This window comes from Eubacterium sp. 14-2 (assembly GCF_000403845.2).
Classification (GTDB): domain Bacteria; phylum Bacillota; class Clostridia; order Lachnospirales; family Lachnospiraceae; genus Petralouisia.
The window spans coordinates 1,199,070-1,221,111 of the sequence record NZ_KE159568.1 but is presented as its reverse complement, the minus strand read 5'-3'; the positions used below and the strand labels follow the sequence as shown (position 1 = coordinate 1,221,111).

Here is a 22,042-nt window from a genome sequence, read left to right as displayed (position 1 = left end):
TTATTCCCATCGTATGAAATTTATGCATGAAAATATGCAGGCGCCTGGACGATACCCTGCTATTCTGTCTGTCCGGTAATGGCCAGCGCCAGGTCGGAACCGAAAGAGGACATATTGGCAGGAACCCAGGTGTTGTTCTGGATAACACAGTCCACAGAAATATCAGTGGTTTTTTCTGAGGGCGTCACTTCATGGTAAGCTGTGATTAAATTCTGCGTATAGGTGTCCATCAGAAATTTGTTCTGTTCTTCTGTGGAAGCAAAACTTTTATGCCGGGCGTCTTCCTTGGCGCTGAAAAAAGCGTCCGCATCCAGGCTGGATTCATCAAAATAAGTGGTGTGAATTACAACGGTTGCCTTTCCGTCCGCTTCGGAAATAATTTCAGCAGAAGCCTTCATTTTGGCCAGGGCGGTTTTGCGGGCATTGCACAGTTCATCCAGTACCGCTTCTTCTATTTCCTGCCCGCTGGCAGAAAAATTGGCCCGGAGCGTTTCTTTCAGAGAATCGTCATAAGTCTGGCGGGCAGTATTAATATCTTCCTCCGTCATTCCCAGAGAGGTGATTCCCTGGGTATCCCCCAGAATATACAGATCATAAATTGCCCTGACAGAGTCAGCGGCATTTTTTTTCGGTTCTCCGCAGCCGCTCAGGAAAGTGGCGCATAAACACATGGCAAAAAACAAAATGGAAAAATATTTTTTCATGGGAAATCCTTTCCTGCATAAAAATGGAAAACATTCTGATTAGTTACCTGATTTTCACTATTATTATAAATGGAAATAAAATAAAAGGCAAGAAAAACAGAATTCAGGGCGGGAAGAATCCGGCCTGCCTGAAATGAAAAAGTGACTCAGTCCGGGCTGTAATTAGAGAATCGCGGATTTCGTGGACAAAGAAAAGCAATTGTTCTATAATGACAGACGTGGAGGAGAGACAGGAAAGGCAGGGGAATAATAAGGAATGGCGGTATATGAAATCGGAAATTATATCCACGATATGAGGGTGGAACGTGGATATTCGCAGGAAGAATTATGTTTTGGAATCTGTTCTGTGGGAAATCTGTCCAAGATTGAAAACGGGACGCGGCTGCCAAATCGGAAAACCGTGGAAGCACTGACACAGCGTTTGGGCTGCGGAGAGACGTTTCTGCAGTATTCCAGCAGAGAGGAAATGCAGCAGGTGGAAATATGCAGCCGGATTGTCCGTAAAATTACCAATTATGACTATGAGGGACTGGAAGAGCTGACTGACAGATTTGAGCGCACCATAGCAAAGGGAGATATTCTGAATTCCCAGTATTGCCGTTTTACCAGAATTATATTGAAACAGCGGAAAAATGAAGACTGGGCAGGGATTATTGAAGAACTGGAGGAAACTCTGCGCATGACAAAACCCAATGGAATTGAAGTGGAAACTGCGCTGAAAGGGCTGCTGACCTATAATGAAATGGTAATTCTTATCAATATTGCAAGAGCATACCGGAAACTGGGCAGGCGGGACAAAGCCATAGAAATACTGTTCGGGCTGAAACAGTATATGGATACGCATATCATAGACCGGAGAGAAAAGGCACAGAAATATCCAATGATTCTGTTTAATCTTTCCAATCTGCTGCTGGATGAAAAGAAATATTCTCATGTGGTGGAACTCTGTAATCAGGGAATTGCCATGGAGAAAGAAAATAACCGTTTTTGCCTGTTCCCCAAATTCCTCATTAACAGAGGGCTCGCCCTGCTGGAACTGCAGGAAAGAGAACAGGCAAAAGAGTCATTTATAAAAGGCTTCTGTGCTTTTTATGCCCTGGGAGACAGGACACAGTGTGAAAAGCTGCAGAATTTTCTGAAAGAAAACTGGCAGATGGAATCAATAATACTCCATGAGATCGTCGAAATATGACAGGGTACTGATTCCAGGCAGCTTCGGACCTGATTTGAAAGAGGTCAGCGATGGAAAAAGCGCAGACAAAAGACAAAAAGATAAACAGGTGCTTATGATTGTTTTTTTCATAAAAAAACCTCCTTTGTGAATGTTTACAGCCATGTGTTTACCTGATGTAAACACTGATATGATGTGGGAAGTATAACACGATAACCCACGGGCAGCCATGAACTTTGAGGAAAAATTAGGAAATATTTCCTATTTTTTCGGAGATAATAAAAGGAAAATTTCGGAAAAATCTATAAATTTCCGACAGAAACCTGAAATTTTCCTCAAAGTGTATGGTGATTCCGGTGAAACGCCTGTAGAATAATCACAAGGGGTGTGAAAAGGGGAAAAGATCTCAATAAAACTTTAGCTCCGAAAGAAATCTTTGTGACTGGAAAGGAAAAGTACCAGAAGGGTACAGGGTTCCGCCGGCTGCAGAGATTTTTTTCTGTTCTTTTATAAAATGGTGAGTATGACAGGATTTTTCATGAATCTGATGCAGAAAGAACAAAGTGGGCAGGCCCTGCGCATATTATTTTATCTTACAGGAAAGATACTTTCACGCGTTAGCGTGACAAGGTCTTTCCTGTAAGATAAAAAAAGCGCTGAAAACTCAGCGCTTTTGTAACGGAGGAGGGGGGATTTGAACCCCCGCGCCGGGACTACCGACCTGCTGGTGTTCGAAGCCAGACCCTTCAGCCGCTTGGGTACTCCTCCAGAATGGTAAATAAGATGACGGCCCTGTAATTTATGACGGAAGCCAACAACTGCCAGGACACCGTAACATCTCCAGATATTATACCAGAAATTTTCAGAAATGCAAATGGAAACAGAAGAAAAATCTTGTGGTGGACAAAATAATGAGCTATAATATTTCCGTCAGGCAGGAAATACCTTTCCTGCCATAATGATGGAAAATGAATGAATTACTGGAAATGAAATATGGTAAAGGATGTGAAGATTATGAAAAGAATTGGAATGCTGACAAGCGGCGGCGACTGCCAGGCATTAAATGCGGCAATGCGCGGAGTGGTAAAAGGACTGAGCAAAAATGTGGAAGATCTGGAAGTATACGGTTTTTACGAAGGGTACAAGGGCCTGATTTATGGAAATTACCGTCTGCTTACCGGCTCGGATTTTTCAGGAATTCTTACAAAAGGCGGTACGATTCTGGGAACTTCCAGACAGCCATTTAAAATGATGCGGGTACCCGATGAAAAGGGCCTGGACAAGGTGGAAGCCATGAAACAGACTTATTACAAGCTGCGTCTGGACTGCCTGGTGATTCTGGGAGGAAACGGAACCCAGAAAACAGCAAATCTTCTCAGAGAAGAAGGATTGAATGTGATTCATCTTCCCAAAACCATTGACAATGATATTTACGGTACAGACGTAACCTTCGGTTTCCAGAGCGCCATCAATATTGCAACGGAAGCCATTGACTGTATCCATACCACAGCCGCTTCCCATAACCGTGTGTTTATTGTGGAAGTAATGGGCCATAAAGTGGGCTGGCTCACACTGTACGCAGGAATTGCCGGAGGCGCAGACATAATCCTGCTTCCGGAAATCCCCTATGATATTGATAAAGTAGTTTCTGCCATCGCAGGAAGAAATAAAGCGGGAAAAGGCTTTACCATACTGGCAGTGGCCGAAGGAGCCATTTCCAAAGAAGACGCGGCCCTTTCCAAAAAAGAGCTGAAAGAAAAGAAAAAGAGCAGAAAATATCCTTCCGTTTCTTACGAAGTGGCAGCCAGAATCGAAGAAAAAATCGGAAGCGAAGTGCGTGTGACCGTTCCGGGACATACCCAGAGAGGCGGAAGCCCCTGCCCTTATGACCGTGTACTCTGTACCAGACTGGGCGCGGCAGCTGCCAGCTTAATCCTGAAAGGGGAGTATGGCTATATGGTAGCCATGGTGAACGGAAATACGAAGAAAGTTCCCCTGGAAGAAGTGGCCGGAAAATTAAAAACAGTAGAGCCTGATTCCAAAATTATAAAAGAAGCAAAATTAATCGGCATCAGCTTTGGTGATTAAATATGTCATATACGGCCTTATACCGGAAATTCCGTCCTCAGGAATTTGAAGATGTCCGGGGACAGGAACATATTGTAACAACCCTGAAAAATCAGATCCGGGCAGAACGGGTGGGACATGCCTATCTGTTCTGCGGAACCAGAGGAACCGGGAAGACTACCATAGCCAAAATATTTGCCAGGGCAGTCAACTGCGATCATCCGCGGGAAGGAAGCCCCTGCGGCCAGTGCCCCTCCTGCAGGGCCATTGGCGCAGGCAGTTCCATGAATGTGATAGAGATTGACGCCGCATCCAACAACGGTGTGGATAACATCAGGGAAATCCGCGAGGAAGTGGCTTATTCTCCCACGGAAGGCAGATATAAAGTCTATATTATTGATGAGGTTCATATGCTTTCCACAGGGGCATTCAATGCACTGCTGAAAACGCTGGAAGAACCTCCCTCCTATGTGATTTTTATTCTGGCCACCACAGAAGCCCATAAAATACCTGTGACCATCCTTTCCCGCTGCCAGCGGTATGATTTCCGGAGAATTACCATTGACGCCATAGCCGCACGGCTGGAAGAACTCATGGAAAAAGAACAGGTGGAAGTGGAACCCAAAGCCATCCGCTACATTGCAAAAGCGGCAGACGGCTCCATGCGGGATGCCTTAAGCCTGCTGGATCAGTGTATCGCCTTTTATCTGGGAGAACGTCTCACCTTTGAAAAGGTGCTGGAAGTGCTGGGGGCTGTGGACACAGAGGTGTTTTCCGACATGCTGCAGAAGATTCTCAGACAGGATGTGGCCGGCGTCATTATCCTGTTGGAAGAACTGGTGGCACAGGGCCGGGAGCCAGGACAGTTTGTGACAGATTTCACATGGTATCTCAGAAATTTGCTTTTATTGCAGAGTTCTGATAATATGGAAGACGTGCTGGATATTTCCAGTGAAAACCTGCAGCTTTTAAAAGAAGAATCAGCGATGGCAGAACCGGAGCAGCTGATACGCTATATCCGTATTTTTTCAGAGCTGTCCGGCCAGCTCCGCTATGGCACCCAGAAAAGAATCCTTCTGGAAATTGCCCTGATTAAACTGTGCAGGCCCCAGATGGAACGGGATTATGAGTCTCTGGTTCAGAGAATTTCCAGTCTGGAAAAACAGATGGAACAGGGCATACCTGTTTCCCGTGGAAAAATTTCCCAAGGAAGCAGCGGAAAGAATCAGGGAGAACCTGCAGCTGTCCGGTCAGAAGAAACTGCAGAGAATGAGCCGGCGCCCCGTATGCCAAAAGCAGTACCGGAAGATATTCAGAAAGTGGTGCAGAACTGGCGTTCTATCATTGAAGGTTTGTCCGGCGGACTGAAGAATTATCTGAAAACCGCTCATTTAAGCCTTTCGGGGGAAAATCAGCTTCTGATTGTGTTAGAAGACGAGGTGGCAGAGGCATTTGTGGGCACGGAAACTCATATGCAGGAACTGAAGCAGGTAATATCGGAAAGAACGGGAAAAGAAGTGGAAGTAAAAATCCAGCTCCATGAAACCGGACGTCCGGCAGAAGATACTTACGTGGATCTTGGAAAACTCATAAATATGGAAATAGTCATAGAAGACTGAAACAGAGATTAGGAGGATATACAATGGCGAAACGCGGAGGATTTCCGGGAGGAATGCCCGGTAACATGAATAATCTGATGAAGCAGGCCCAGAAAATGCAGAAGCAGATGGAAGAGGCCACCAAAGCGCTGGAGGAAAAAGAGATTACAGCAGCCGCAGGAGGCGGAGCTGTGGAAGTGACCATTTCCGGTAAACGGGAAGTAACAAAGGTGAAACTTACGGAAGAAGTAGTGGACCCGGACGACATCGAAATGCTGGAAGACCTGATTATGGCGGCTACCAATGAGGCCCTCCGCCAGATTGAAGAGGCGTCCCAGCAGTCCATGTCGAAAATCACGGGTGGACTCGGCGGAATGGGCGGCGGATTTCCATTTTAATTTTATGCAGGGAGGAAAAAATGGATTATTACAGCAGCCAGATAAGTAAACTGATTGAGGAGTTATCTTCTCTGCCCGGAATTGGAAGCAAGTCGGCACAGCGGCTTGCTTTTCATATTTTGCATATGCCGCTGGAGCATGTGGAGAAACTGGCTTCTGCCATAACAGAAGCCAGAAGAAATGTAAAATACTGTAAAGAATGCTACACCCTTACCGACGACCAGCTCTGTCCCATCTGTAAAAACAAAAACCGGGACCATAAGACCATTATGGTGGTGGAAGACACCAGGGATCTGGCGGCTTATGAAAAAACCAACAAATACGAAGGGGTGTATCATGTGCTCCATGGAGCCATTTCCCCCATGCTGGGCATAGGCCCCGGAGATATCAAATTGAAAGAGCTGATGCACCGGCTGCAGGCAGATGTGGATGAAGTAATCATAGCCACCAACTCCAGTCTGGAAGGAGAAACCACAGCCATGTATATCAGCAAACTGATTAAACCCACTGGAATCAGAGTATCCAGAATTGCCAGCGGCGTGCCTGTGGGAGGAGACCTGGAATATATAGACGAGATGACGTTGCTGCGGGCCCTGGAAGGAAGAACAGAATTGTAGAAGAACGTCGAAATGTTTTTCTGGGGTGTGACAGAGATTTCCAAAAACTGCAAACAGAATATGCTACCATGTGGAAAAAGAGGTGAAGACATGATAGAAATTGTTTGCAGAGAGGGTTTACCGGAAGAAAAAGAGAAGAAAATAAGCCTTCCCAAAAACATCCGTCAGATGGGCAGCCCTGGGGGAAGACATAAGATATACCTGGAAGATTATGTATATACATATCTGAAAACCATAGCAGGGAAAAAAGAAACCTGCGCCGCTGTATTTCTGGGAAACAGTCAGGTGTTCAAGGATATCCGCTACACATTTATCAGCGGGGCACTGGAGTGCGGAAACGGCGTATTCCAATGGGATAATATCTGTCTGGACGACAGTTTCCGGGAACATATGGAACGGGAAAAGGAGCAGCATTTTCCTGAAAAAGAGATTGTGGGCTGGTTTCTGGGAAAAGCGGGACAGGCCATGGAGCTTCCGCCTGTGGCAGAAGCCGCCCACCGGAAATATTTTTCAGGCAGGGACAAGGTGCTGATGCTGATGGACGTTCTGGAAGACGAGGAGGTATTCTTCATCTATGACCAGGGCTACCTGCAGAAACGGGAAGGTTATTATATCTATTATGAGAAAAATATTTCCATGCAGGAATACATGATCAGCAAAAAAGAAGAAGAACAGCGCCTGGAGGAACTGACGGAACTGGCAGAGGCAGAAAAGGGCACGGAGTTTGCCCGGCTGCACCGGGAATTAAAAGCCGGAAACGAAGGACAGGAAGAAGCCAAAGGGAAAAAAGCCCGGTCTTTGGAGAAGATGTCCGTTTCAAAGCAGCCCGGAGAAGAAGCGGTACAGGAACAGAAATCATCAGAGACAGATTCCGTACAGAAACAGAAATTATCAGAAACAGATTCCATAGAGAAACAGAAATCATCAGAAGCGGATTCCGTACAGAAACAGAAATCATCAGAAACGGATTCCGTGCAGAAACAGAAATCATCAGAAACGGATTTCGTGCAGAAACAGAGAGAAGTCCAGAGTGAAGAATTTCGGGAACTTTACCGGGAACTGGAGCGGGAATCCGGGCCGGAGCCTGGAAATCCGGAAAAAATATTCGCCAGAAACAATCTGGAAGAACCCAGAACCCATGCTGAGGAAGCGTTGGAATCCTATCGGAATATGATACTGGAACGTCAGGGAAAACAGCTGGCCAGACAGAATCGCAATTTCCTCTATACAGCTTCCTCTTTTTTCCTGGTGGTTGTTTGTGTTCTTGGTATTACCACCATAAACAATTACCGGAAAATGCAGGAAGTAGAGGATGTTCTGGATGTTATGAATCATGTGGAATCAGAGGGAAAACGTTCCGGAAATGAGAACGGGCCGCTGGTGGAAAGTGTGTCTTCTCAGGTATCTCCCCTGGAGGAAGAGGCCTCTGCCCAGGAAAACGGGCAGGAAGACCAGGGAGCCGGCAGCGGAGAGGCAGCCGGACAGGAGCCCCGGCCCACAGAAGGGGAAGCAGCCGGGCAGGAACCTGCACAGCCGGAAACCGGTGAAGGACAGACAGGTCAGGAAACCTCCGGGGAACCCTCCGGACAGGCCCCAGACAGTCCGGAGGGAACAGGGACAGATGCTTCCACGGAATCTCCGGCAGAGGATAATACTGCTCAGGAAACCTCCGGCGGACAGCCGGCGGAACCCAGATATTATACCGTGCAGCCGGGAGATACCCTTGCTTCCATCTGTATCAGTATTTACCATACCAAAGACATGATGGGAAAAGTCTGTGAAGTAAACGGGATTGAAAATGGAGATAAAATTTACGCAGGACAGAAACTGCTGCTTCCATGAGATTCTGAACATGATATTTATGAAAAAATGTGCAGGAACCATAAGAGTGTGTTATGATAAGAGCAGACTTTCCATGCACAGTTGACGGATTTCATACCTGGAGGTGTAGTTTTGGCAGATAAAGCATACCGGATTGTAAAATCGGATGTAAAGGAAATGAATGAGAAAATCCACAGGCACCGGAGAAGAATTCTGGGTATCATCACGTTTGTAACGATTCTTCTTCTGGCCGGAAGCGCCGGACTGTATATATATTTGCAGACCAGGACCTATACCGGCTACGAAGTGCTGAAAACCGTAAAAAGGGAGGATTCTTCAGGAACACAGTTTGACGTGTTCAATGGGAACATTCTGAAGTACAATAAGGACGGTGCATCTTTGGTGGACACAGATAATAAAACGATCTGGAACCAGACTTATGAAATGCAGTCACCCATGACGGATTCCTGTGAAAACTATGTGGTAATCGCAGATAAAAAAGGCGACCGGATTTATATTATGGACAGGTCGGGGCCCTGCGGAGAAATCAAAACTGCCATGCCCATTCAGCGGGTGCAGGTGGCTAGCCAGGGTACGGTGGCGGTGCTGATGGAACAGGAAGGCACCGGGTACATACAGGTTTATGACAAATCAGGAGAATACCTGGCAGGCGGGGAAGTACACACGGAAAACAGCGGTTATCCCCTGGACCTGGCCATATCCAATGACGGAAAAAAGCTGGCGGTGTCATTGCTGGACGTAAACGAAGGAACTGTAAAAACCACCATTACCTTTTTCTATTTTGATTCCATGGGACAGAATGAAATTGATAATATTGTGGGCCAGTATTCCTATTCCGAGATGGTGGTTCCCAAAGTGGAATTTCTCACAAACGATGTTATGGTGGGATTTGGAAATGGAAAAACAGTGATTTTTGACGCTTCCAATAAGCCGAAAGTCAGAAAGGAACTGGAACTGAAAAGAGAAATCCGCAGCATTTTTTATAATGACGCCTATATGGGCTTTGTATTTGATAATGAGAATAAAGAATCTTCTTATCATATGAATATTTACGACCTGCGGGGGGCAGAAGTTCTTTCCCAGGATTTCCGAATGGAATATCAGGAAATCGGTTTTCTGGAAAATGATGAAATCTGCATCCGAAATGATCTGGAATGCGCCATATATACCCTGCGGGGCATTCGCAAATATCATGAGAATTTTGAGAAAAATATCTGGAAGGTAATGTCTGCCAACAAAGTCAGAGATTATATTTTCCTGACAGATGGAGAAACACAAAGGATCAGACTGAAATAGGAGTACAGGAAAATGGACAACATATTACTGATAATTGTGCTGATTGTTCTGGGGTGTTTTACCCTTCACGGCTATATCAGAGGAATGGTGCGGATGGTTTTTTCTCTGTTTGCCATTGTTCTGACCGTTGTTCTGGCATCTCTGGCCGCCCCGTATACAGCGGAATTCCTTCGGACACAGACGCCGCTGTACGATACCATCCAGGAAAAATGTGCGGAGGCAGTGCAGTCTGTAATCGAGAAAAATATGGAAGAAAAACTGCCGGAGCAGGAGGAACTGCCCGGACAGCAGGAAACACCAGAGCAGAGTCAGGAAGCAGAACCGGAAAAGCTGCAGCTGTTCGGCATGGAACTTCCCCCGGAAGTACAGGAGCTTTTTACCGGAAATCTGGCAGAACAGGCCAGAGCACTGATGGAAGACAGCGGACTTTTTGAAGAGGCTGCAAATTCGATTGCAGATGCAGTGCTGCTGCGTCTGTCCTGGACCCTGTCCTTTCTTATCATAAGTATTCTGTTGGGCGTTTTGATTCATCTCCTTGATATTATTGCAAAATTGCCGGGAATCAACAGTATCAATCATGTGGGCGGCCTTATTGTGGGAGCGCTGGAAGGGCTGGTAATTGTGTGGATTCTGTTCTTTGTGATTACCCTGTGCCAGGGCAGTCACTGGGGAAGCGGAATGATGAAAGAGATCCAGGAAAATCCCCTGCTGAAGCTGCTGTATGAAAATAACGTGATTGAGCAGATATTCTGACAGGATATCCTGGGTGCTCTATATAATAACAGAGGAATTGAAGGAAAGCAGCAGTGGATTCATCGTGTTATCAGTCTTGCAAAACAGATTCAGAACGATGAAGAACAAAAATTTGTATTTTCCGGTCTCCTGGTAGTAAGTGACAAATTTATCAGCGGTGAAGACGCGGAGGCCATAAGGAGGGAGATTACCATGACGAAAATTGGAAATGCGTGTTCCGGAATCACAGATTCTGGAGTTGTATTCGGCAGATGATTTAAAAGCAGCAAAACAGCGGCAGTAAGGTTTTATAATGAAATATCCTTTATTGAGTATTAACAGCTTAATAAATATAGATTTTGAAAAAAAGATTGTAAGAAAGTGTCATATTTTATCTCGTTCAGTTGTTATTATAAGCAGGGAGTATAAATTATTGCAGAATCCCCCGGAGCCTCCCCTCAAAAACGCTCCGGGGGATTCCTGTGTCCTGTCAGAAGACGGGCGGAACTTTTCCTGCTGTCAGGAAAAAAATACCGTGAATCTGCAAAATCTGCAGAAATTACCAGTCATATAAAAAATTTCCTGAAAGAATACCGTAAAAAAATAGCTTTCTTCGGAGAAATGTGTTATAATTCATAAACGGAGTATTGTATCCGGAGCAGGTAAGATACGGTTTTACCAACTTTTACAAAAGAGAAAGCTGTTCCGGATGTAATTCTCCTTATACTGACAGTTCAGACAGAACATACGTTTTAGCGGAGGAGATAATGTACAGGAAAATTTGCGGGAAATGTACAGGAAGTTCCCATAACGCAGATGAGAATACGGGATAACAGAAATACATATAAGAAAATTGCAGTAAAACTATTATGAATACAGGCAATAATGCCGAAAAAAATTAATAATATAAATATAGACAGACCGAAAAATGGTATGCGTGTGGGATGAAGCAAGGAGGAATGGACTATGCATAGGGATGTTGGGAAGAGGATAATGGCAGTGTTGTTAAGCATCTGCATGATAGCCGGGATGGTGGACTGGTCCGGCTTTACGGCGCGTGCGGCGGATGAGGTGTTGGATATTAGCGAAATAGTTATAAAAGATACAGGAACTAAAGTATATAATGGCAGGCCCCAGAAACTGGCACCGGAGGATTTTGAGGTGTGGGCAGCGGATGAGAGGGGGAACCGACAGCAGGTGACAGATCCTGATGGTTATACCCTGTCTTACAGTCAGAGTGAAAACAGTATGATAGACGCGAAGACTTATACGGTAACGGTAACCGGAAATACGGAGGCAGGATATAGAGGAACTACAACCGGGAGTTTTGTAATCAGTAGGAAAGATATTGGGGTTTCTTCTGTTACGGTAGCGAATATTCCGGATAAAAAAGCAGTAGCCGGGCAGATAGTCCATCCGGAAATAAGTATATCGGATTCAGAGACTGGAAAATCATTAAACCTTACCTCAGATTTTACCCTTAACTGGATAAAGGATACGGTCGCAGATACAGAATCGGCTGCAATCGGTGAAGTAGAGATTGTCGGGCAGGGTAACTATACGGGGAAGAGAAATACTACTTTTAATATTGAAAGAATCGATGCTGCAAATCTGACGATTCAATTAAAGAATGGGTATGCCGGCTCCAATACAGGTATACTGGAAACGAGTGGTGGTACGTTCAGAGCACTTTATACTGGCAATAAGCTGGAACTTACTGAGCATGATGTAGATGTGAAATATAATAGTGATTCTATTCCCTGGGATAACTTGGAATTTATCTATAATCCGGATCGAAACAGCGGATATGTGGGCGTTATGAATGTACAGGCCAAAGTAAAAAGCGGGGATTATGCGGGACTGGTAAGCAGCAATACAGGAGAGTTTACAGTTTATAGAAATATAGGTAACAACAGATTTCCCATAACATACAGGAATCTGACTGCGAAGCTGGGTTCCGGAAGTGGCCTGGAGGTGGATTATGAGAAATCGGAATTTATTGATAATAATGCCAGTGATGCAGTAAAGGAAATACCTGCTCAGGATAAATTTGAAGTTACGGTTCAGAATGGCTGGCAGTCTGAACCGGTAGTGAATGGAAAACTGCAGTGGAGGTGTAATGTTAAGGGAATAGGAAATTATTATACGGGGACGGCGCAGGATGTGCCCATCACTCTTGAAATCCCGGAATTATCCGATTCCATGATACATATCCTGGACGGTGGTGTGGAAAACACAAAAAGGGAGTATGTATTTGACGGTTCCACAAACCGGGTGAGCGATATAGTCGCTGATTATACAAGACGTCTCAGGGTTGGAAGCGAAACAGAGCCTTATACCCCTGTCGATGATTATACTGTTAAGGCGAAAACATCCGGTACAGATGCAAATACCTATTATCTTACGGTAACCCCTACATCTACCGGAAAACTGCGGGGTAAGGCAGTGGATGTACCCATTAAGATTACACCAATGCCCATGGATTCTGCTAATGTTAATATTACTGTCCCAAACGGAACTTTCACAGGCCAGCCGGTAACGCCCACGCCGACCCTTACTTATACAAATGGGAATGGTGTGGAAGTGCCCATGACCGGAGGAGGCGTTGATTATACCATAGGCAGATATGTTAATAATATTAATGCCAGTCAGAATGCAGAGATACCAATTACCGGAAATCATAATTTTACAGGTACTGTCAACCAGAAATTTACTATTGACCCCATGATACTGGATATTTCCAATACAACGATTACAGGAGTGACCGATGGAGAAGAGATAGAATATAACGGTGGGCAGCCGATTGAACCAAGGCTGACGGTTACGGTAAATACCAGACAGCTGAATATGGGAACGGATTATACCGTAACATATCGCAACTCCGGTGGAGGAGAGACCCATTCCCAGGTATCTGATAATGAGATTACCATGACTATTACAGGTACGGGGAACTATACAGGCGGTAATTTTACAAGAAGATATAAAATTGTGCCACGTCCTTTACGGGCCAATGAACTGGCTGCGGTTTACGATGCAAACCAGGAATATACCGGAGAAGAAATTATACCGGAGTTCAGCCTTACTTACCAGAACGGAACGGTCAGAAAACCAATGACCCTGGGTGTGGATTATATGAAGGAGCACAGTAACCACATAAATGTTACAACTTCTGAGAGAAAAGCGAAAATTATTGTAACAGGACAGGATAATTTTACCGGAACACTGGAATATGAGTTTAATATCAATGCCTGTAATCTTGGAACACTGGCCACATTGGGGGTTACAGCAATAGATGAGACAGGTCTTGAGAAAGATCTTGTGGCCGGAAGCGTAGGAGATAAATATCTTGAGAACTATTATCTCTACACTGGCAGGCCCGTTCCGGAAGAGGGAAGTGTTCTGAACGGTTTCCGGATTACTCATAATGGCCGGACAATAGATTCCAAAGATTATAAGGTAAGCTACAGGGACAATACGGATATAGGGAAAGCAGTCCTTGTGATTGAAGGGACGGAAACCAACAACTATACAGGAAAACGGGAACTGTATTATGCAATTAAGGGCAATCTGAATGATTTTAATGTAACCGGCGGAAGAACTAAGATTGAGATTGAGCCGGAAGAATATACGAAGGACACTATTGTGCCCAAAAATGTAACAGTCACATTCCGCACGGAAAAGGAAACGAAGACGCTTATACGGGGAACGGACTACGAAGTGACCAATCCAAGGAGCGGTAATGCGGATCCGGATCACATAAGTCCTGTCAGTCGGAATGAAACGGCGACCATCACTGGTCAGGGATTATATGTAAATTCATCAACCGCGTCCTTTATTGTAGATCCTCTGAGTCTGGACAAAGACAGGGATGTTCTGGAAAAGGATCATAATTATGAGATTAAGGATGTAGAGCCGAAATACACCTATTCCGGTCTTCCTATTACACCGGATCCTAAGATTACCCATAGCGGCAAACCGGTAGAAAAAGACACAGAATACGAACTGGAATACTATGCCTATGCCAACGGGACTGCCGTTGGAACGAAAATAGAGGATATAAGAGATGGAAGTAACTTTCCGGTAGGCTCCCATTATGGTCTCAGAATAAACGGAAGAACCAATTACAAAGACTACATCGAACTGCCCTATGAAATTACACAGTACAATCTTAAAACAGACGGTGTGGAAAATGGGAAAATTGAACTTGAAGGTACGTCGGCGGCAGTAGTGCTTGATCATGTGAAATATCCGGATGCTTCTTCCGATACAGCCTTGTCACCGCCATTGCCCGGCGATGCTCTGGCCACCAATATGGAACTGGATGAAAACGGCCAGCCCACAGATACACCCACTGACGGAATTGTCTGGAAAAATCTTCAGGTAATGTATACTCCTGTGGATATAGAAGGTAATACCGTACCAGGTGATGATGGAACTCCGTTAAAATATGCTTTGCGTTATGGCATAGATTACACTGTCACCTATGAGAACAATACGGAGCCGGGTACTGCATCCTATACCATCAGAGGTGTGGAAGGCAGCAACTTCACAGGTGAATTTACAGAAGAATTTAAGATTCTTGCAGACCTGAGCAGTGAGAATACCACAGTGGAGGCGGCAGACTGTACGTTTAAGCCTTCTAATGATGCGGCAAGACCGGCGAATGAACCGGAAGTTACCGTTAAGTATGTGGTTAAAATGGTAGACGGAAGGGAAAAAGAGATTTCTCTGAATACAGAAGGTCAGGATTATACGGTAAGTTATACTCACAATGACCGGGCTACCAAAGGACCGGAGGATGATCCGGAGAATGAAAATGCGGCGCCGGAGCATGATAGTACCAATGCGCCTACAGCTACCATAACTGCAACTGCCGACGGATTTGCTTATGGAAGCAACAGCGATACCTTTGAAATTTTCCAGCGGGTGCTCAGCGAAGAAGAAGACTCTGGACTGGTTGTGGAAGGTGATCTGGAGTATGAATATACGGGTGCTCCTATTGTGCCGGATCTTGAGATAACCTGTGATGGAGTGGCTCTTATAAGAGAAGATTCCGGGACGGTACCATATGATTATGGAATTACAGCCGAACATAATCTGAATGTATGGACCTTTGAAGATGCGGCTCAGACCATAAGACTGAATCCCACAGCCACCATTTCAGCAAGAAAGGGTGCAGACGACGGTAAGTATACAGGAAATTATTTTGGAGAATTCAAGAAGGAATTTACCATTACGCCCAGAAGGCTGGACCGTGATGCCGAGGGCGTTACAGTTGAAGTGGTGAATAAGAGAACGGATCTTTACAGCACAAATAAGGACGGAGAATGGGAATGTGAATATACCAGAAAACCGATTACGTTCCCGGACAGCGGGGAATCGGTGCCATATCCGAATAAAAATGGACTGGATATTACATGGAAGAAAGGAAATGTATCTGCGAAGCTGACAGAGGGAACCGATTATACGGTAACCTATGAAGATAATGTAAAAATCGGAGATGCAAAAATCTGGATTGAAGCTCCGGATAACCTGTACAGCAATTATACCGGAAGATATGACCAGCATTTCAAGATTATGGCTACCATTGCGGAAGTAGATAATGACAATCCTCTGAATGGTGTACGCTATATGGAACTGGTAGGCTACGGAAAGAACGATCGTCCCAATGTTTATTATGGCGGCGGAGTAGAAGTGATTCCGGAACTGAAGTTTGAAGATATTTCCGGACCTCTGTCCGGTGACAGTGAGGAATCTTATATTCTGGAACAGGATAAAGATTTTGTAATTCTTACGCAGCAGAACTGTGCCCAGTATGGAGAGAAGGAATACAGTACCAATAACGTGAATGTCAGCGGCGAAAATGAAACAGCGAAGCTGGTAATTAAGGGAATCGGTTACTACACAGGAATCGTGAAACGAGAGTATAAAATCATACCCAAGGATTTCTCTGATATCAGAAGCGGAATTACCGTGCAGTTTGTGGGAAGTAAGACCGGTGAAGGGTATGAGAACGGTTATGTGTATAACGGTCAGGCTCAGCGGCCCACCGTTAAGGTATTTAACAACAATATAAAAGACCTGGAGAATCCGGGACCGGATTTCAATCCCTATGATTCAAGACGGGAACTGAAATCTACAGAATATGAAGTTGTAGGCTATTACGACAACAAGGAATTGTCTACGGAGGACAAAAAGGCCTATGTGCTTATCAGAGGAAAAGGGCCTAATTACAGCGGTGAAAACAGATTTTACTTTATGATTATCCGTAAACCCATTGATGAAGCTGACTGCGTGATTGCGGAGAAACCGGTGTATAACGGAAGACCTCAGACACCGGAAGTTCAGGTATCCTATATGGATGCCGGTAAGAAAGTAACGCTGGTAGCAGGCACTGACTACGATATTGCCTATGAGAATAATACGGAGGCGGCTGATGCCAGTGCTGAGAATGCACCTGAAATTGTTCTCACCGGAAAAGGCGGATACGGTGGTGTGGCAAGAATTAAATTTACCATCAGTCCGAAAAATATTAACAGCGAAGATATTACAGCTACCGGCTCTGCCCTTTATAAAAATGGAGAACCGGTGGAAGCCAGAGTGGCTGTAACGGATAACGGCGCTCCGGCAGAGCGGGCCACACTGGTGCGGGATACGGACTTTACCCTTTCTGACCAGAGTAACCAGATAGGTATTGGAGAACAGGGAACGGTAACTGTGACAGGAACAGGCAACTACACCGGAACACGAACAGCTACATTCCGAATTCTTCCGCCGGACGGAACATTCCAGATAGAACCCATTGAGGCTCAGGAATATAATACGAAGCCTGTTCGGCCGAAGGTAAAGGTAAATCTCCTGGTAAAGGATTCCGATATGTCTGTGGAACTGACTGAGGGCCTGGATTATGATGTTGCCTACGATAACTGCCAGAATGCAGGAGTTGCAACCGTAACGGTTACGGGAAAAGATATTTTCCTGGGCAAACGTGTTACAGCATCTTATGCCATCAATCCCAGGAGTATCGGGGCAGAAGGTGTGATTGACGCCAGCATGACCATGGGACCTGTTAAGGATTATCAGTTTACCGGTACAGCTATTATACCGGCGGTAGATCTCAGATTCCAGCTGCCGGCAGCAGAAGGAGCAGCAGCGCCCGGTGAAGAGGTTCCTCTGGTGGTTGGAAGAGATTATCAGGTAACCTGTGTCAACAATACTTCCATAGGAGTTGCCACAGCTACCATTACAGGTATTAACAATTATTCCGGAACCATAGTCAGAGACTTCCGGATTCTGGGTAACATGAATATGGCCACAGTAGCGCCTATACCCACTCAGCAGTATACCGGAAGCGCCGTGACACCGGAGCCCATGGTAAGTATGGGCGGAATGGCGCTGGTAAAGGGTGTTCACTACACCGTAGAGTACCGGAACAACGTGGACCGCGGAACAGCCAGCATTATCCTGACAGGAATTGGTGAATGGCTTTCCGGAACAAAAACAGTAACCTTTGATATCGCAAGAGAGCTTTCAGACAGTACCGCAATCCGCGGTGTTGCTGCAGCCTACACTTATACGGGAGCAGCCATTGCACCGCCGGTTCGTGTGGAAGATGGAGGGGTTCTGCTGGTAAACGGTGTGGATTATCAGGTGATTTACGAGCAGAATGTCAATGCGGGAACTGCAACCATTACCATTATGGGAATTAACAAATACAGCGGAAGCAGAACCGTAACGTTCCGGATTACACCTCAGCAGCTGGGAAGAGCCACGGTAAGTCCCGTAGCAGAACAGGTTTATGACGGGCAGGAGAAAAATCCGCCGGTAACTGTTACCACAGGAGCCACAACTCTGGAAAACGGCAGAGATTACAATCTGGTATATGTAAACAGTGCAACTCCCGGAATGGCAAGCATTATCATCAAGGGAGAAGGTAACTTTACCGGAACACAGACCGTAAACTATAATATTACGGTACCGGAGATTACGGGTGTGAAAACATCCAAATACACTAATAAGAGCATTACCCTGTCCTGGACGAAAAACAGCGTGGTAAGCGGATATGAAATTTACAATTCCAAAAACAGACGGGATGTGAGAATTACCAAACCCGGCACCACAAAAGGCACCATATCCAAGCTGAAGGCAGGAACAGCCGCAACTTTCCGGGTACGTGCGTATGTCAATAAGGACGGACAGTATTATTATGGTCCATTTACAAGTATTAAAACAGCTACTGCACCGAATTCCACCAAAATCAGCAGCATTGCTTCCTCGAAAGCAAAGCAGGTGACTGTTAAGTGGAAGAAGGTCAAGGGTGCAACCCAGTATGAGGTCTACCGAAGTACCAGGTCGAAGAGTGGCTACAAGAAAATCGGAACTACCAAGAAGACCTCTTATACAGATAAAAAGGCAACCGGAGGCAAGAAATATTACTATAAGATCCGTGTATGCAAGAAGATTGATAAGAAGAATTATTACAGCAGTTACTCCGCTGTGAAATCAGTAACAGCGAAAAAATAAGCAGGGAAGGAAGGAGATTGATACCATGAGCAGAGTATATTGCATTGGAAAATTCCAGTTCGATTCCTATGAGAAATATCAGGAAGCTCTGGATGATATTGAGAAAATCAGATATATCTCCAAAAAAATGGATATCAATGAGCCTGGAGTGGCCCAGAGGCTTTATTCACTGATTCGGGAAGGTAAAATTATATTCAAAAGTGTGATAGGAGATGATTATCTCCTGTACCTTTCCGATATGGTGGCAGAAGACTACAAGGCTATTTCCAGGACCACCTTCACCGGCCAGATCACGGGTAAACTGAAACAGCTGTCGCCCGGCCAGATTGCAGGAGCCATCTGCATGGTCGGTGCGGTGGTGTGTTTCCTGATTTTCCTGGGAAGTGAATATCATGACCAGCAGAAAATCCGGGAACTTGAGAAAATAAAAGATGAACAGGAGATTTCCGTAGCCTCTGACTGGCTTTCCGCCAGGTTTATAGAAGCCATGAACGGAGATGATACAGAAGAGGAGCCTGTAACAGCTCAGACAGGTACGGTGGAAAATACTATTTACGGAGCAGAGCTGGAGCAGGAGACTGTGGAGAAACCCCAGGGGCCACCGATTTTGCCGGAATACCAGGGACTCCATGAACAGAATTCAGATTTTGCCGGATGGCTTACCATACCGGGAACCGAGATTGATTATCCGGTTATGCAGGCAGTACCGGAGAGCAGTGATTTCTATCTTACTCATAATTATGACGGGCAGGAGGATATCAACGGCTCCATATTTCTGGATTCCAGAAATGATTATGAACAGCAGGACGATAATCTGATTATATACGGACACAACATGAAGAGCGGAATGATGTTTGGGGGATTGAAAAATTACCTGGATGAAAGCTACAGCCTGGAACATAAGATGGTGACCTTTAATACCATTTATGAGAAAGCACAGTATGAAATCATAGCCGTATGTCTGTCAAAAGTATCCCAGGAAGGTGAAGAAGGAATCCGGTATTATGACTTTATCAACGCCGGAAATGAAGAAAACTTTAATCATTACCTGGATTACATAAAAGAGATGAATATAATGAGCGGGGACATTAATGCCTCGTATGGAGATAGATTATTAACTCTTTCGACTTGTAACAACTATACGGAGGATGGAAGGTTATTTTTGGTGGCGAAGAAGTGCTCGCCTTAACAGCACATACACCAATAATTCAAGGAGGACAAGAGAATGAAAAAAATAATTGGCAGATGTTTCAATGGAATATTGATACTGGCCTTAACCTTTGTGCTGTGTCCGGTGATACCAGCCATGGCGCAGGAAGACCTGAGTGCATATATTATGGAAGGCTCGGTAATTACCGGTTACAGCGGACCAGGCGGGGATATTACCATACCGGCCTCTGTGACAGGAATTGCAGATTATGCCTTTGCCGGCAATACATCTATTTCAAGTGTTACCATTCCGGGTAATGTTACCAGTGTGGGAAGTTATGCTTTTTCCGGATGTACCGGACTGACCAGCGCAGTAATCAGCGGGCCGGCAAGCCTTGGAGGCGGAGCTTTTTACGGATGTTCCGCTTTAGGCTATGTGGAACTTCCCGCAGGACTTTCTGCCATTGGCGCAGAAACCTTTGACGGCTGCGGAAGCCTTGGCGTTGTCAATATTCCGGAGGGTGTAACTTCTATCGGAGCCCAGGCATTTAATGGCTGCGGAAGCCTTGGCAGTATCAGCATTCCGGGGACTGTAACAGAGATTGGAAGCAGCGCATTTAATAATTGTGTCGGCCTTTCCGAGATTACATTCCCATCATCCGTAAGTTCCATGGGAAGCGGTGTTCTGGCAGGCTGCAGCGGATTATCCTCTGTCAGCCTTTCAGCAGGAATATCTTCTATTCCGGAACTCACTTTATATGGTTGCAGCAGTTTGTCCAGTATTACAATTCCCGGCTCTGTGGGCAGTATCGGTTCACAGGCTTTTGGAAACTGCAGCGGTATTGGAAGTATCAGTATACCTGCTTCTGTTTCATCTATAGATTTCAGCGCCTTTGACGGCTGCAGTAATCTGGCAGAAGTAAATATAGAAGGCGGAAACGGAAGCTATGCTTCTTCAGACGGTGCAGTCTATGATGCAGGCATGTCTCAGCTTTTGTTCTGCCCCATTGGAAAATCTCAGCTGACTTTGCCTGACAGTATGACTTCCATAGCATCTTCTGCATTCAGTAATTGTCCTTATGTGTATAATCTGGAGATACCCGGTTCCGTAACCACAATCGAGGTAGATGCTTTTACCGGAAGTGGAATCAAAGCAGTTACCATTCCTCCCAGCGTTACATCCATTGGCTCTCAGTCCTCCTGGACGCCGGATGTAATCCGCGGATATACAGGTTCTCAGGCAGAGCGTTTTGCAGATGAGAATGGATATATTTTTGAAAGTATAGGAAATCTTGGGGAAGATCCGGAACCGGACCCTGAACCAAAACCGGATCCTGAGCCGGAACCGGAACCCGAACCAAAACCGGATAACAACGATAGCAATAACAATAATAACAATAACAATAATACCGGTGGAAACAGCGGCGGAACCACGCAGACAGGAACCGGCGGCGGAACAAATGCCGGAACCAGAACTTCTGTTTCCAGAAATATGGGAACTGCACAGGTGGGCAGCGGAACTCCTAAGACAGGAATTGCTTTTGACGCAAGATATGTGCTCTGCCTGGGTGTATTCTTTGCCGGTGGATATCTGGTAATCAGTAAGAAGAAAAAGAAAGTTGATGTGGAATAAGGATATTTATTTTATAGGTGCTGCACATCTGCGATTAATTGCAGATGTGCAGCACTTTGTTCTCTTATAGGAAAGACCTTGTCACGCTAAAGCATGAAAGTGTCTTCCTATAAGAGAAAAGTAATATGCGCACTCGTGCAACAGGTATTAGTCGCTAAAGCGACTGCACTCGGCGCAGCAAACCGTCCAGGTCCCTCATGAATGAGGGATTCAGGGAGCTGATGCGGACCTGTCCGCTTTGTTATCTTATAGGAAATTCCGTTGGATTTCCTATAAGATAAAATAATTATCGCACTGCGGCGGAAAAGAAAT

At 45.3% G+C, this 22,042-nt stretch carries 12 protein-coding genes and 1 tRNA gene; 11 read left to right on the top strand and 2 right to left on the bottom strand.

The genetic code is table 11. From position 1 onward, the window contains the following. Positions 1–59 precede the first annotated feature (59 nt). Positions 60–704: a DUF5105 domain-containing protein gene (locus C805_RS22455; RefSeq protein WP_016216329.1), complete on the bottom strand. Its 645-nt coding sequence runs from the start codon at positions 702–704 to the stop codon at positions 60–62. 256 nt (positions 705–960) lie between these two features. Between C805_RS22455 and C805_RS22450 the strand changes: the two genes are divergently transcribed. After that, on the top strand, positions 961–1,896 hold the full coding sequence (locus C805_RS22450; RefSeq protein WP_016216328.1) for a helix-turn-helix domain-containing protein: 936 nt from the start codon (positions 961–963) through the stop codon (positions 1,894–1,896). A gap of 658 nt (positions 1,897–2,554) precedes the next feature. On the opposite strand, the gene C805_RS22445 is transcribed toward C805_RS22450, so the two are convergent. Beyond that, positions 2,555–2,643, bottom strand: a tRNA-Ser gene (locus tag C805_RS22445). A 246-nt stretch (positions 2,644–2,889) separates the two neighbouring features. Between C805_RS22445 and C805_RS22440 the strand changes: the two genes are divergently transcribed. The 10 genes from C805_RS22440 (at position 2,890) to C805_RS25510 (ending at position 21,730) form a co-directional block, all read left to right on the top strand. Then, a complete protein-coding gene (locus C805_RS22440) occupies positions 2,890–3,963 on the top strand; it encodes a 6-phosphofructokinase (protein WP_016216327.1) in 1,074 nt (357 codons plus the stop codon). Positions 3,964–3,965: 2 nt separating this feature from the next. Further along, positions 3,966–5,561 carry a DNA polymerase III subunit gamma/tau gene (dnaX, locus tag C805_RS22435; protein WP_016216326.1) on the top strand — a complete coding sequence of 532 codons (1,596 nt, stop codon included), beginning with the start codon at positions 3,966–3,968 and terminating at the stop codon, positions 5,559–5,561. 23 nt (positions 5,562–5,584) lie between these two features. Beyond that, on the top strand, positions 5,585–5,938 hold the full coding sequence (locus tag C805_RS22430; protein ID WP_016216325.1) for a YbaB/EbfC family nucleoid-associated protein: 354 nt from the start codon (positions 5,585–5,587) through the stop codon (positions 5,936–5,938). 20 nt (positions 5,939–5,958) lie between these two features. Further along, on the top strand, positions 5,959–6,555 hold the full coding sequence (gene recR, locus C805_RS22425; protein WP_016216324.1) for a recombination mediator RecR: 597 nt from the start codon (positions 5,959–5,961) through the stop codon (positions 6,553–6,555). A 90-nt stretch (positions 6,556–6,645) separates the two neighbouring features. Then, on the top strand, positions 6,646–8,397 hold the full coding sequence (locus tag C805_RS25520) for a LysM peptidoglycan-binding domain-containing protein (protein WP_016216323.1): 1,752 nt from the start codon (positions 6,646–6,648) through the stop codon (positions 8,395–8,397). Between the two features lie 111 nt (positions 8,398–8,508). Then, positions 8,509–9,693, top strand: coding sequence for a DUF5711 family protein (locus tag C805_RS22420; protein ID WP_016216322.1), 1,185 nt, complete (start codon positions 8,509–8,511; stop codon positions 9,691–9,693). Positions 9,694–9,705: 12 nt separating this feature from the next. Further along, complete coding sequence (locus C805_RS22415) at positions 9,706–10,446, top strand: CvpA family protein (protein WP_016216321.1); 741 nt, start codon at positions 9,706–9,708, stop codon at positions 10,444–10,446. A 945-nt stretch (positions 10,447–11,391) separates the two neighbouring features. Further along, entirely contained in the window at positions 11,392–18,948 is a 7,557-nt protein-coding gene (locus C805_RS22410; protein WP_016216320.1) for a fibronectin type III domain-containing protein, read from the top strand. 25 nt (positions 18,949–18,973) lie between these two features. After that, positions 18,974–20,137 carry a class B sortase gene (gene srtB, locus C805_RS25515; protein WP_016216319.1) on the top strand — a complete coding sequence of 388 codons (1,164 nt, stop codon included), beginning with the start codon at positions 18,974–18,976 and terminating at the stop codon, positions 20,135–20,137. A 36-nt stretch (positions 20,138–20,173) separates the two neighbouring features. Further along, positions 20,174–21,730 carry a leucine-rich repeat domain-containing protein gene (locus C805_RS25510; protein WP_016216318.1) on the top strand — a complete coding sequence of 519 codons (1,557 nt, stop codon included), beginning with the start codon at positions 20,174–20,176 and terminating at the stop codon, positions 21,728–21,730. Positions 21,731–22,042 lie beyond the last annotated feature (312 nt).

Bases quoted from the DNA above. Each gene is read 5' to 3' on its own strand.
- C805_RS22455 (WP_016216329.1), bottom strand. From the start codon at position 704: ATGAAAAAATATTTTTCCATTTTGTTTTTTGCCATGTGTTTATGCGCC.
- C805_RS22450 (WP_016216328.1), top strand. From the start codon at position 961: ATGGCGGTATATGAAATCGGAAATTATATCCACGATATGAGGGTGGAA.
- C805_RS22440 (WP_016216327.1), top strand. From the start codon at position 2,890: ATGAAAAGAATTGGAATGCTGACAAGCGGCGGCGACTGCCAGGCATTA.
- dnaX (WP_016216326.1), top strand. From the start codon at position 3,966: ATGTCATATACGGCCTTATACCGGAAATTCCGTCCTCAGGAATTTGAA.
- C805_RS22430 (WP_016216325.1), top strand. From the start codon at position 5,585: ATGGCGAAACGCGGAGGATTTCCGGGAGGAATGCCCGGTAACATGAAT.
- recR (WP_016216324.1), top strand. From the start codon at position 5,959: ATGGATTATTACAGCAGCCAGATAAGTAAACTGATTGAGGAGTTATCT.
- C805_RS25520 (WP_016216323.1), top strand. From the start codon at position 6,646: ATGATAGAAATTGTTTGCAGAGAGGGTTTACCGGAAGAAAAAGAGAAG.
- C805_RS22415 (WP_016216321.1), top strand. From the start codon at position 9,706: ATGGACAACATATTACTGATAATTGTGCTGATTGTTCTGGGGTGTTTT.
- C805_RS22410 (WP_016216320.1), top strand. From the start codon at position 11,392: ATGCATAGGGATGTTGGGAAGAGGATAATGGCAGTGTTGTTAAGCATC.
- srtB (WP_016216319.1), top strand. From the start codon at position 18,974: ATGAGCAGAGTATATTGCATTGGAAAATTCCAGTTCGATTCCTATGAG.
- C805_RS25510 (WP_016216318.1), top strand. From the start codon at position 20,174: ATGAAAAAAATAATTGGCAGATGTTTCAATGGAATATTGATACTGGCC.